The 12,981-nt window shown below is 71.2% G+C and carries 9 protein-coding genes; 2 read left to right on the forward strand and 7 right to left on the reverse strand.

Annotation, left to right across the window (positions count from 1 at the left end; translation table 11 throughout):
* Nucleotide 1: 1 nt before the first annotated feature.
* The 4 genes from ACIBM5_RS21985 to ACIBM5_RS22000 are packed head-to-tail and all read right to left on the reverse strand — an operon-like array spanning nt 2 to nt 5,866.
* Complete coding sequence (locus tag ACIBM5_RS21985; RefSeq protein WP_396008395.1) at nt 2-2,284, reverse strand: tetratricopeptide repeat protein; 2,283 nt, start codon at nt 2,282-2,284, stop codon at nt 2-4.
* Nucleotides 2,281-3,555: a hypothetical protein gene (locus ACIBM5_RS21990; RefSeq protein WP_391584807.1), complete on the reverse strand. Its 1,275-nt coding sequence runs from the start codon at nt 3,553-3,555 to the stop codon at nt 2,281-2,283. The genes ACIBM5_RS21985 and ACIBM5_RS21990 overlap by 4 nt, the downstream gene beginning before the upstream one ends.
* The gene (locus ACIBM5_RS21995; protein WP_396008396.1) at nt 3,552-4,559 is read right to left on the reverse strand and encodes a glutamate ABC transporter substrate-binding protein; all 1,008 of its coding nucleotides are present in this window, start codon (nt 4,557-4,559) and stop codon (nt 3,552-3,554) included. The genes ACIBM5_RS21990 and ACIBM5_RS21995 overlap by 4 nt, the downstream gene beginning before the upstream one ends.
* Nucleotides 4,556-5,866, reverse strand: coding sequence for a hypothetical protein (locus ACIBM5_RS22000; protein ID WP_396008397.1), 1,311 nt, complete (start codon nt 5,864-5,866; stop codon nt 4,556-4,558). The genes ACIBM5_RS21995 and ACIBM5_RS22000 overlap by 4 nt, the downstream gene beginning before the upstream one ends.
* 433 nt (nt 5,867-6,299) lie before the next feature.
* Here ACIBM5_RS22000 and ACIBM5_RS22005 point away from each other — a divergent pair, with 433 nt between their 5' ends.
* Nucleotides 6,300-7,289, forward strand: coding sequence for an ATP-binding cassette domain-containing protein (locus tag ACIBM5_RS22005; RefSeq protein WP_396008398.1), 990 nt, complete (start codon nt 6,300-6,302; stop codon nt 7,287-7,289).
* Between the two features lie 97 nt (nt 7,290-7,386).
* On the forward strand, nt 7,387-8,229 hold the full coding sequence (locus ACIBM5_RS22010; protein ID WP_396008399.1) for an ABC transporter permease: 843 nt from the start codon (nt 7,387-7,389) through the stop codon (nt 8,227-8,229).
* Nucleotides 8,230-8,301: 72 nt separating this feature from the next.
* Here the strand turns inward: ACIBM5_RS22010 and ACIBM5_RS22015 are convergent, their stop codons facing one another.
* From ACIBM5_RS22015 to ACIBM5_RS22025, 3 genes are all read right to left on the reverse strand, one after another.
* Nucleotides 8,302-11,487, reverse strand: a complete 3,186-nt coding sequence (locus tag ACIBM5_RS22015; RefSeq protein WP_396008400.1) for a BTAD domain-containing putative transcriptional regulator — start codon at nt 11,485-11,487, stop codon at nt 8,302-8,304.
* Between the two features lie 273 nt (nt 11,488-11,760).
* Nucleotides 11,761-12,030: a DUF397 domain-containing protein gene (locus ACIBM5_RS22020; protein ID WP_396008401.1), complete on the reverse strand. Its 270-nt coding sequence runs from the start codon at nt 12,028-12,030 to the stop codon at nt 11,761-11,763.
* A complete protein-coding gene (locus ACIBM5_RS22025) occupies nt 12,027-12,896 on the reverse strand; it encodes a helix-turn-helix domain-containing protein (RefSeq protein WP_391584800.1) in 870 nt (289 codons plus the stop codon). Before ACIBM5_RS22025 ends, ACIBM5_RS22020 begins: the two co-directional genes overlap by 4 nt.
* Nucleotides 12,897-12,981 lie beyond the last annotated feature (85 nt).

The following is a 12,981-nucleotide window of genomic DNA, read 5'->3' on the forward strand; positions in this document are numbered from 1 at the left end:
ATCACACCCACGTCCACGGTCGCACCTCGTTCGCCCGGTCGACGAGCGCGATGCGCTCCGCATGCGTCGTCACATGCCGGGCCAGATCGCGGTAACACTTTTCCAGGGCGAACCGCAGAGGCTTTTCCTTCAACTCGCTGCCGAGCACCTTGGCGGTTCCACCCAGGTCCCCGGTGCCCGAATTCCCACCCGTCGAGCCCGCCTTGACCCACTCCAGCGCCGTCTCCAGGAGTTCGACGGCGAGTCGATCGTGCGCCTCCCCCTCCAGGCGCAGTGCGCCGAGCCGATCGGAGGCCGCGGTCAGGTCGGGGCCCAACGCCTCGCCCGCGCCGCGCCCGCTGATCCGGGTGCGCAGCGCCGCGGTCTGCGCCGCGACGTGGTTGGCCGAGGTATCCGGCACGGTCTCCAGGGTGCGCACCGCGCCCGCCCGGTCGCCGGTGGCCAGTTGGCACCGGGCCAGTCCGAAGGCCGCCGCGACGTAGGCGCGGTCGGTGGCCCACACACCGCGATACTCGGCGGCGGCCTCGTGGTGCCGGCCCATCAACTCGCGGCATGCGCCGAGCGCGATCCGCGGCGCGGGCTCGCCGGGCAGCGCGCCGCGCACCCCGTCGAAGCACTCGTGGGCGCGGTCGAGGTCGTGCTCCGACAGGGCGGCCAGGCCCTCGAACCAGGGCAGCCGCCAGTCGTCGGCGTCCAGGTCGGCGAGGAACGCCCGGGCGCGCACCACGTCGCCCTGTTCGATGCACATCCGGACCAGCCGCAGCGTGCCCTCCGGCGAGGAAATGCCCGCGGCGGTGAGCGCGGAGAGCAGTTCGTCGGGGTCGGTGGTGGCGACGGTGGCCAGCAGGTTGGCGGCCGGGTCGGCGGCGTCCACCCGGGGCACCGGCAGCGCGCCGGCGATCACCGCCGGATCGGGCGCGGGTGCCAGCAGGCCCGGTTCGGTGTTGCGGGCGGCCACCTCGGCGTGCACGACCCGGGTCTCCGGGCCGAACAGGCCGGACACCCCCGGTCGCGGTTCGCCGGTGCGGATCGCGACCACCTCGCGCAGCACCGCGACGCACTGTTCGGCCATGTCCGCCGCGGAGGCGAAGCGCAGACTCGGATCGGGGTGCGTGGCACGCAGCAACAGCCGGTGGTACGACTCGAATTCGGTGAACAGCGGCACCTCGGACGGGGGCGGCAGGGCGGCCTTGTACTTGCGGGTGTACCCGGCGAAGTAGAAGCTGAGCACCGCCATCGTGCGGCCGATCGTGAACAGGTCCGATTCCACCGAGGGTTCGGCCCGTACGGTCTCGATCTCGGGTGCCTGGTAGCCGACCGTGCCGTAGGTGAACTTGCCCGGCCGGGCCAGGTCGGTCACCGCGCCGAGGTCGATCAGCTTGAGCTGGTCCTCGGTCTGGATCACGTTGTCCGGCTTGAAGTCGCAGTAGACCAGGTTCTGTTGGTGCAGGTAGCCGAACGCGGGCAGGATGTCGATGGCGTAGGCCAGCACCTGCTCGACGGGCAGTACGGCCTTGGGGTCGCTTTCGCGCATCGACTTGAGCCGGTCCATCAGCGACAGGCCGCCGACGTACTCCATCACCAGGTAGGTCTCGTCCTGGCCGGTGAGCGGGTCCGGGTGCTGCACGACGGTCTGGATGTGCACGATGTTGGCGTGCTGGATCTGGGTGAGGATGCGCTGCTCGGCCAGGGCCGCGGCGCGCGAGTCGGCGTCGTCGCTGCCGAGCAGGCCCTTGAGCACGACCCACATGTTGTGCGCGGCGGTGTCCTGTGCGAGGTAGACCCAGCCGAAGCCGCCGCGGGCGAGACAGCCGATGATCCGGTACTGGCCGACCATGTCGTCGCGCTGGAGCTTGGGCGCGAACGAGAACGGCGTCCGGTCGCGCGGGCAGAACCCGTTCGCGACACCGGGCCGGCCGCCGCGACCGCGGCCGACCGGCTGGTCGCACTTGCGGCAGAAGCGCTTCTCCTCGGGGATCACCGGGTTGCGGGCGAGCGCGGTCTCCGGGTTGCGGCGCGGCACGTTCGGCATCTCGACCAGACCGCCGCCGAGTCGCCGGCTGGTGCCGGTGCTGCCGGAGCGGCGCGAGCTGCGCCCGGAGGCGCTGCGTGCGGACGAGGAGCCCGCGGTGCCCGCCGTACCGGACACACCGGATCGGCCGCTCCGGTGCGGCTCGGACGGGGCCGGTACCGGGGCGCCGGCACCGAGCGGCTCCTGGCCGCATTCGGTGCAGTACCCGTCGTCGATCTCGCCCGGGCAAGGCGGACGATTGCACTTGGTCATCTCTGTTCCCCCTTGTCGTCCGCACGATCCTTGCGGTGCGCGGCGATCACCGCCTCCTGATAGCGGGTCACCACCCGTACCGCCACCTCGAGTTCACACGGTGCTCGCCACAACAACTCCTTGGCGTGGCTGTACAGCGACTCCAACACGGCTTCCTCGCCGTGTCCGCCGCGCGCGGCCATCGCCCGGTAGGACTGCACCAGGCCGCGCAGTTCGTCGCGCCGGGCCAGCGGCGCCTCGATGTGCCCGCGCGTGGCCGCCAGTCGGTCCCGGGCGCCCTCGGCGTCGTTCTCCAGGGTGCTCAGCTCGCGCGAGACGCGTACCCAGTCGCCCTCGCCGCCGAGCACGGTGACCGCGGCCAACCGTTCCTTCAGCGTGGCCGCCCGCAGCGGTACCTCGGGCACCCGCTTGTCGCTGATCCGACCCAGGACGTGTGCACGCCGTCGGATGGTGTCGCCCTCCTGGTAGGTCAACTCGTCCAGCACTGCCGCGAGTCGGCGGATGCGCTCGTCGAAGCGGCCGCGGACGACGAGCAGGTGCCGCACCGCGTCGGTGACCCGGCTCAGCTCCGCCTCGACGGCGGGCACGTCCACGGTGCCGATCCGACGCTCGTCCCCGGCGGTCAGCGCCAGCGGATCGCCCGCCACCAGGGTACGGGCCGTTTCCAGCAGGCGGCGGATCCGGTCCAGCGCGGCGGTCTGCTCGGGCACCGCGTCCGGGCCGCCGAGTTCGGCGATCCGGGCCTCGGCGGCATCGATGCCCGCGTCCACCCGGTCCAGCGTGGGCACCAGGCGGGTCCACACCGCGTCGGCGGCCTCGACGATCGCGGTCACCTCGCTCCATGCCGGTGCCATGTCCACGACCAGCTCGGCCAGGCTCATCCGGCGCACGTGCATCGCCGGATCGGTCAGCCCTCGTCGGCCGATCGGCACGTCCCGCGCGGCCAGTTCGGCGGACTGTCCCAGCAGCAGGAAGGAGAGCTCCTCCAACTCGGCCCGCTGCGGCTTGCTCCGCCGCCCGCGCAGCCCGCGCACCCGGTCCAGGACCGCGCCGTACGCCTCGCGGTGTCCCCACAGCAGCGAGATGGCCCGACGGCCGCCCTCCCACTGCTCGGCGGTGCGTCCGGTCAGCGTGGCGCCTTCCAGGAGTTGTCGGCCCGGGTGGTTCTCCAACTCCATCAGGCCGGCGGTGATCCCGTCGTACTCGGCCTCGTGACGAGCCGTCAGTTCGTCGATCTCGTCGCGGCCGAGCACGCGGGGGGCTCGGTTCACGCGCTGTCCCGATATGCGGCGGGAGGAGGCTCGGGCACCTCGGACGACAGGGAGTCGCCCAGGTAGTCCCGGTACAGCTGCTTCCACCGGCCGTTCTGGCGCAGCCGCTCCAGCACCGCGTTGACGAATCGCACGAAGTCGGCGCGGTCCTTGGCGATCGCCATGCCGTACGGCTCGAGCGTGAGGTTGGGCCCGACCACGACGGTGAAGATGCGATCCTGCGCCTGCAGGCCGGCCAGGATCGTGTCGTCGGTGGTGATCGCATCCGCCTGGCCCTGTTGGAGCAGCACCAGACAGCCCGCCCACGTGTCGCTCTCGACCACCTTCGTCTGCGGCGCCTCGGCGCGCAGCAGGCCGATCGAGGTGGAACCGGGCACCGAGCACACCCGCATGTCGCGCGGCAGTGCCGCCAGGCCGCCGGCGTAGTCGGCGCGGTCGGCGACGCCGTCCCGTTGCACCAACAACCGCTGGCCGGCCGTGAAGTAGACCGAGGAGAAATCCACGCTCTGCCGGCGCTGACAGTTGATCGTCATGGTCTCGGCGATGATGTCCACGTCGCCGCGCGCGATCGCGATCGTGCGGTCCTCGTTGCGCACGACCCGGAACTGGATCCGGTTGGGGCCGGCGTCGCCGAAGATCGCCTTGGCCACCTCGCGCAGCAGGTCGATGTCGAAGCCGCGGAGCGCGTTGGTCCGCGGGTCCACGAAGCCGAACGGGAAGCTGCTCTGGTCGATGCCGGCGATCAGGAAGCCGCGTCTGCGGAGCGTGTCCATGGTGCTGCCGGCGGGCAACGCGGTCGGCGCCGGCAGGGCGCCGTTCGGGCGCAGGCTCGCGGTGACGTTCGGGCAGGACTGATCGGGACCGGGGGCCGCCCGGGGCGCCGGTGGCGCGGCGGCGGGTCGGACCGGCTGCCGGGTGCTCTGCTCGCCCACCCCGGCGGCGCAGCCGGCGACGGTCAGTGCGAGGGCGCATACCGCTGCGGGCAGCGCGATGCGGATGGTCATGGCCGGTTGTACCTCCCGACCTCACGACGGACGCCGTCCACGGTCGCGGCGGCGGCGAGCAGTGCCAGGACGCCCAGGCCGACGTCGAGGCTGTGCAGCGCATCGCGGCCCGAGGCCACCGAGTTCTCGAAGTCCTTCTGGTCCTTGGCGACCGCGGCGCGCAACGCCTCGTCGATCCGGGTGAAGGCCACCCCCGAGGCGCCGTCGGCCTTGGTCACCCGGGCGACGGCCTGCTCGAACTCGCCGTTCTTGTAGAGGGTGGCGACGTCCGCGTGGGCCTTCCTCCAGTCGGCGGCGGCGGCCTGCGCGGCCTTGACCCGCTCCCGGGTGACCGGGTCCGAGGCGGCGGCCCGCTCGGCCAGGGCCAACATGCCGACCACCGCGGGTCGACCGTTGTCGGCCGGGACGCCGGCCAGCCGACCGAACACGTCCTTGAAGTCGTCCTCGTACTGACCGTTGTCGCTGCCGCGCATGACCAGGGTCAGGCTCTCGTCGCCGTGTGCCTGCAGGGCCAGGAAGCGGGCCTGGGCGAGCGTCTCGACCGGTCCCCATCCGTCGCTGCGGCTGCGGTCGAGGTCGGTGCGCGAGGAGTCGGTGCCCACCCACAACCACCCGATGGACACCAGCGTGGCCAGACCGGCGATCGCCAGGCCGATGTTGATCCGGCGGTGCGTGCGCCGCGCGAAGAACCACAGGGCGGCGCCGAAGGACGCCAGGCTGACCAGGAGCAGGGCCAGCGGCACCCACGGGGTCGAGGCGGCGTCGCGGTGGTCGTCGGCCAGGCGCTTCTCGGCCATCTCGTGCAGCGCGGTGGCGGCGGGCAGGATCTTGGCGCGCATTACGTTCTTGGAGGCGGAGCGCAGGTAGGCGGCGCCGACCGTGTTGCCCTGCCGGGTCTCGGCGCGGGCGCGCTCGACCAGCCGGGCGTACTCGGGCAATTGCACACCGATCACGGTGAGTTGTTCGGCCACCTTGCCGGAGGCACCCGCGGCGGTCGCCTGGATCAGCGTGCTCGACGCGGTGTCGATCGCCTGCTGGTAGCGCCGCCGCACGTCCGCCGACTCGACGCCGCCTTCGAGCAGCCCGGCCGCGGCGGTCGCGTCGGCGTCGGCGAGGGCCCCGTAGATCTCCTGGGTCTTGACGCCGAGCGGTTCGCTGCCGGTGGCCACCGCCTTGGCCGCGTCCGCGCGCTGCCCGACCGCCAGCACCGCGAACAGGCCGGCCAGCAAACTGATCAGCACCAGCACCACGCCGGTGGTGAGCATCAGGCCCGGGGTCGTGCCGCCGACCCGCACGAGTCGGCGCACGGATATGTTCCGGGATCGAAACAGCCCGTTCGAACGGCCTGTGCCCCGTGCGGGCACTCCCGGGCCCGGTGCCTGCGAAATCGGAACGGCTGCCGCCAACGCTCTGCCTCCCCCACCTGTCGCGTGTGCCCCTTGTCGGTCCCCCGACCCACGTCCGCCGACCGTCGATGTGCCCGGCGAACGGCCCTACCCCGAAGTTATCGCGAGCGTGTGGCGGCTCCCGATGGTCTTCCCTCGTTCTCCCCGCAAGGACCCTCGGGCCAGGACATTACCGCTGCCCGGGCCCGGGACGGTCGCGGCACCGTGTCAGTTCGGTGCCGGCGGTGCCGGCCGGGTGTGCGCGGGATATCAGCGGGCGGATCGAAGCTGATGTGCAACGGACGACGAACAGACGTCGCCCGCCGACGACGAACACCCGACGGGGAGCAACCCGATGACTTACGCGATCGAGACCGAGGGCCTGGTCAAGCGGTACGGCACGACCACCGCGTTGGCCGGGGTCGATCTACAGGCCGAGACCGGTACCGTGCTGGGCCTGCTGGGCCCCAACGGTGCGGGCAAGACCACCATGGTCCGCGCGCTGGCCACGTTGATCACGCCGGACGCGGGCGTCGCCCGGGTGGGCGGGTTCGACACGGTCCGGCAGGCGCACGAGGTGCGCGGGCTGATCGGGTTGACCGGACAGTACGCGTCGGTGGACGAGGAGATGACCGGTTTCGAGAATCTGCTCCTGCTCGGCCGACTGTTGAACCTGTCCCGCGGCGAAGCGAAGGCGCGGGCCCGCGAATTGCTCGCCCGCTTCGAGCTGACCGAGGCCGGTGGCCGGACACCGGACACCTATTCGGGCGGTATGCGTCGTCGACTCGACCTGGCCGCCTCGCTCGTCGGACGTCCCGCGTTCCTCTACCTGGACGAGCCGACCACCGGACTCGACCCGCGCAGTCGGGGCGACGTGTGGCAGATGGTGCGCGAGCTGGTCCGCGACGAGGGCGTGACCGTGCTGCTGACCACGCAGTATCTGGACGAGGCCGATCAGCTGGCGAGCGACATCGTGGTGATCGACCACGGCCGGGTGATCGCACAAGGCACCTCGGACCAGCTCAAGGCCCAGGTCGGCGGTCAGAGTCTGGAGGTCCGTCCGGCCGACCCGGCCCGAACGCCCGATGTGGTCGCGTTGCTGCGCGAACTCACCGGTCGGGAGCCGATCGTGGAGAACGAGCGCGGTCAGGTCACCGTGGCGGTCTCGGACGAGGATCTGTTGCCGATCGTGGTCCGCCGACTCGACGAGGCGGGTATCCGGGCCACCGAGTTCGCGCTGCGCCTGCCCAGCCTGGACGAGGTGTTCATGACCGTCACCGGGCACCGCAGCCAGGATTCGACCGAGCGCGACGAAGGGTCGGCCGACCGGAAGAAGGCGGCATGAACGACCTCCCGGATCTGTACGGCACCCGGGTGCTGCCGCTGCTCGCCGTCCTCCTGCTGACCATCTCCCACCTGGCCCTCGTCCTAGGAGCCTCCCGATGACCACCACCACCGTCCGCCCCACCGAGGGCACGCCCACGCACAAGCCCGGCCAAGCCGCCCACGTGCCGCACCGCAACGACGCGAGCGCGCTGGTGCGGCACACGCTCACCCTCACCTGGCGCAGCCTGGTGAAGTTGAAGAAGCAGGGCGAACAACTGATCGACCTGACGCTTCAGCCCATCCTGTTCCTCGTGATGTTCGTGTACCTCTTCGGCGGTGCGATCGAGGGCAGCACGCACGACTACCTGCAGTTCGTGCTGCCGGGCGTCCTGGTGCAGACCGTGGTGTTCGCCTCGGTGGGCACCGGCGTCGGCCTGTGCACCGACATGTCCACGGGTGTGTTCGACCGTTTCCGCAGTCTGCCGATATCGCGGATCGCACCGCTTGCGGGCACCGTGCTCGGTGACGTGCTGCGTTTCCTGGTGGCCGTCGGGTCGGTGTTCGTGTTCGGCACGATCATCGGCTTCCGATTCCAGACCAACGTGTTCGCGGTGGCCGCCGCGGTCGGTCTGGTGCTGCTGTTCGCGTTCGCCTTCTGCTGGGTCGTGGCGCTGCTCGGAGTGACCATGAAGCAGCCGCGCAGCGTACAGGGCGTCTCGTTCCTGATGATGTTTCCGCTGACCTTCGGCTCGAACCTGTTCGCCAAGACCTCGACGATGCCGGGGTGGCTGCAGGCATGGGTCAAGGTCAACCCGATCACCGAGGTGACCAACGCCTCGCGCGGGCTGCTCACCGGCGGGCCGGTGGCCCATCACGCGACCGTGGCGGTGATCTGGGCGTTCGCTCTGATGCTGGTCTTCATCCCGCTGACCCTGCGGCAGTACAACCGCCGGGTCTGACGCCCGGTGCCCGCCCGCGTCGAGCGGGCTTCGGGTCGCCCGCTCGCACGTCGCCCGGACCGCCCCGGCACCTCACGGTGTCGGGGCCGCGGGCGGTTCCGGCTTGATCAGCTCGATCGCCTCGGCCAGGCTCAATGCAGAGCCGATCGCCCTGACCCGAGCGAACTCCTCGGCGCCCATCTGCGTTTCGAGTTCGCGACGGACCCGGTCGGCGTCGATGTCGCCCAGATCGGGGTGGCCGCGCACCACCTGCGCCGCGCCCAGCAATATCGCCGCGCGTTCGAGCTCGCCGACGGCCAGGGCCAGTGCGGCGAAGCCCTCGACACACAAGCCGAGCACCGGCATGTCCTGGCCCTCCATGGCGTACGGGACCGCCGCCTCGAAGTGCAACCGGGCGGTATCCAGGTCACCGCGCCCACACGCGACGTGCGCGCGGCCGATGTGCAGGCTTCCGGTCAGCTGCGGGGGCAGCAGCCGCGCGTTCGGCAACGCCGCGAACGCGTTCTCGTAGCGGCGTTCGGCCTCGTCGAAATCGCCGACGAAGCGCGCCAGTTCGCCCAGCCCGAGTTCGCCGAACAGGTGGGACAGCGGCGTCACGTGCGTCTCGACGCGCTGGTTGAGGTCGACCATCACCTGCCGCGCGCGGTCGATGTCGCCGGCCCGGGCGTGGATCATGCCCCGACGGAGCATGAGTTGCGGGATCTCGTCCTCCGCCCGAAGCTCGCGCAACAGTTCCAGCGCCTCGTCCACGGCGGCCAACGCGCCGTCGAAGTCGGAGATGAACATCAACAGTTCGGCCAGTCCCGAGATCGCGGACGCGCGTCCCCAGCGGTCACCCATGGCGCTGAAGCGGTCCCGGGCGTCGGTCAGGAAGCTGACCGCTTCCTCCGGGTGACCGAGATTGACCGCGAAATGCCCGCGCATCAGCCGGGCCATCGCCTGGGTCCACTCGTCACCGAGCGCGTCGGCCTCGATCAGCGACTCGCTCAGTGCCGCGTTGTCCTGACGCACCACCGCGGCCAGCATCTCGACGAACACCGGCAGCACCGGCTTCACATCCGCGCCCAGTCGCCGGATGATCAGCCGAGCCCGGGCGTAGGCGCGGACGGCGTCCCATCGTTCGCCGGCCGAGAAGGAGTGCAGCGCGTGGAAGGCGAGCGCGCCGGCGAGCTTGCCCGGCGGCACGGGGCCGGGAATCGCGAGGCCCTCGTGGCCCCACGCCTGTGCCTCGCCGTGGTTGCCGCGCATCGCCCAGAACCAGGACAACGCGTCGATCAGCCGGACCGCCAGTTCCGCGTCCTTGTGATCCACCGCGTAGCGCAGCACCACCGCCAGGTTGTCGTGCTCGGCGGCGAGCCGGTTGATCGCGTCGATCTGTCCGGGCCCGCGCAGCCGGGCGTCCGCCTCCTCCGCATAGCGGGTGAACCACTGCGCGTGTCGGGCGGCGGTCGCCTGCGTCTCGCCCGCGTCGGCCAGCCGCTCGCTCGCATACGCCTGGATCGTCTCCAGCAACCGGTAGCGGGTCTCGGTGGTGCCGATCACGTCCACCAGCGACTTGTCCACCAGTCCGGCCAGCAGGTCCAGCACGTCGGCCGCGGCGAAGTCCACCCCGGGCAACACCGCCTCGGCGGCCTCCAGCGTGGTGCCGCCGGCGAACACCGACAGCCTGCGCAGCGCGACCCGCTCACGCTTTTCCAGCAGGTCCCAGCTCCACTCCACGACCGCGCGCAGTGTCTGGTGCCGCGGCAGCGCGGTCCGGCTCCCGCCGGTCAGCAGCCGGAACCGGTCGTCCAGCCGGCAGGCGATCTGGGTGGGGGTGAGCGAGCGGGTGCGGGCGGCGGCGAGTTCGATGGCGAGCGGTTGTCCGTCCAGACGCCGGCAGATCTCGGCGACCGCGCCGATCGTGTCGGCGTCGATCACCAGGCCCGGGCGGACCGCGCGGGCTCGATCGGCGAACAATCGCACCGACGCGTAGGCCATGCCCTCGGCCGCGCCGACGCCCACCGGCGGCAGCGCGAGTGGGCCCAGCGGGCACAACATCTCGCCGTCGATGCCCAGCGGTTCGCGGCTGGTGGCCAGGATCCGCAGGGCGGGCGTGCGGGCGAGCAACCGGCCGGCGAAGGCCGCCGCAGCGGCGATCAGGTGCTCGCAGTTGTCCAGGATCAACACGCTGGGTCGACCGGCGAGCAGTTCGACGATCCGGTCCACGATGTCCCGACCGGAGCCGGGCACGTGCGTGTCGAGCAGTCCCACCTCACGCCGCCCGAGCGCGGTCAGCACCGCCTGCGGGAGATCCAACGGGTCGAGTACGGGCGCGAGTTCGACGAACCAGACGCCGCCGTCCGCGCCTTCGCCACGAGCCGCGATCCGGGCGCCGGTCTCGGTGCTCAGCCGGGTCTTGCCCGCCCCGCCCGGACCCACCACGGTGACCAGGCGCGACTCGTCGAGCAGTCGGTCGACCCGGACCACCTCGTCCTCGCGCCCGACGAAGGTGGTCAGCCGCGCGGGCAGGTTGCCCGGCGCCGGGCGGGTGGCGGCCGAGACCCGGTCGGCGGGCGGTGCGGCCGGGGTCGCCGGGCCCGGGTCGCCGCCGCGCAGCACCGCGAGGTAGGCGGCTTCCAGCTCCGGCGAGGGGTCGATGCCCAGTTCGTCCGCAAGCCGCTCGCGCAGGTCCTGATACAGCGTCAGCGCATCGGCCCGGCGGCCCTCTTCGTGCAGCGTGCGGATCAGCAGCGCGGACAACCGCTCGCGCAGCGGGTGCTCCCGGGTCAGCTGTTCCAGCTCGGCGGCCAGGCCCCTGCTGCGGCCGAGCGTCAGGTGGGCCTGGGCCCGGTCCTCGATCGCGCCGAGCCGCTGCTCGGCCAGCCGGGCGGCGGGACCGATCGCGAACGAGGCGTCGGCGGCGTCGGCCAGCGCCGGGCCTCGCCACAGCGCGAGCGCACGGCCCAGGGTCTCGGCGGCGCCCGCCGGGTCGCGCTCGCCCAGCTGCCGGCGGCCGCGGACGGCGAGCGTGCCGAACACGTGCGCGTCCACATCCTCGGGCCGGATGCGGAGCAGGTAGCCGGCCGGTCCCGAGTCGAGTTCGACGGGCAACTGCCGGCGCAGCCGGGAGATCAACGACTGCAACGCATTGCCCGCCCCCGCGGGTGGCTCGTCGCCCCACACGGCCGCGATCAGCCGATCCGCGGAGACCGGCCTGCCGGGGTCCAGCGCAAGCCGGATCAGCAGCGCACGCAGTCGCGCGCCGCCGATCGTCACGGATCGACCATCGTCGTCCCACGCCTGGAGTGGGCCAAGCACCGAGATCTGCACCCCACCACTCTTCCACCCCGATGCGCTGCCGGAGCGAGCCGCAGCAGCGCACGGAGTGAAGTAGGGGGTCGGCGACGGAGAGTTGCGCTTTGGGAGCGCCCCGGGGCACGGGAACCCGGGACGATCATCGGGAGAATTCACTCTTTCGTGGGATTAATTCCCACTCTTGGGAGTGAGGAGCGCGAACAATCAACCGTTCGGTATCGGAACGGACTCGACTCAGGCGCCGATCCCGCCGATAAAGATCTGCCACGCACCGGCTTCCATCCGGAGCACCGGACCGGCGGCAACTTTCGAGTCGCGCACCAGGACCGCACTCGCGACGGGGGCCGTCTCGACGCAATTGCTGGTGGCGCCACTGTAAGTGCTCCGCCGCCAAGCGTGGCCGGCGAAAGCGCTGTGACCTGCGGCTTTGAGGTCTTCTTGGGAATCTGCGGTGATCCTCGGGGAATCGAACCGGAAATGCGCACCCGGGTTTGTGTTGCTCAAGACAATTCCTTTGCTGCGAGCTCGATCATGGACAAGGATTCACCGTACGACAGCGCCGAAGCGCGGATGTCCTCAAACAAACGCTCATAGACACTGACGTGTTCGGGCTCCTCCAGATAGAGGCTACTCGTATGCGTGTCGAGTACGACCACATCCAGATCGGAAAGCGCGGGGAATCCGATGATCGCGAATGAACCCTCGATCGCGGGGTGTGCGCCCGCCGAGAACGGGAGGATCTGCAGCCGCACGTGCGGCCGGGCGGCGGCGGCCATCAGGTGCTCCAGCTGGGCCCGCATCGTCTCTCGGCCGCCCACCACGGTGCGCAGCACGGACTCCGAGATCACCACGGTGAGCCGGAACGTGGCCTCGCCGTGCGGCCCGACCCGATCCAGCACCGCCTGCCGCTCCTGCCGGACCCGGACCAGCATGTCCACCTGCTCGGCGGACATGTCCTCGCGGACCGCGGCGATCACCGCCCGGACGTAGTCCGGCGTCTGCAACAGGCCGGGAATGAGCGAGAGTTCGAATCCGCGCATACCCGAGGCCTCGGCCTCCAGGCTGAGCAGTTCGGCGTAGGAGCTGGGCAGGATCGACGAATAGCTGTGCCACCAGCCGCGCTTCTTGGCCTCGCGCGCCAGGGTGAGCAGCGAATCCCGCTCCTGCTCGTCCTCGACCCGGTACAGATCCAGCAGAATCCGCAGGTCCACCGGTCGTACCCCGCTGCGGCCCAATTCGATCCGACTGACCTTGGAATCCGAGCACTCCAGGCGCACGGCGACATCTTCGAGGCTCAGGCCGCGCGCTTCGCGCAACCGGCGCAGCTCGGTCCCGAGCCTGCGCTGCCGAACGGTCGGATTGGGCGCCATGGCCACGCCGCACCTCCACTTACACGCTGTTCACGCACCGAACCGGAACGTCGGCGCGTCCGATCGGGGGACAGTGTGCCCTACT

This window comes from Embleya sp. NPDC050493, from assembly GCF_044458105.1.
Taxonomy (GTDB): Bacteria; Actinomycetota; Actinomycetes; order Streptomycetales; family Streptomycetaceae; genus Embleya.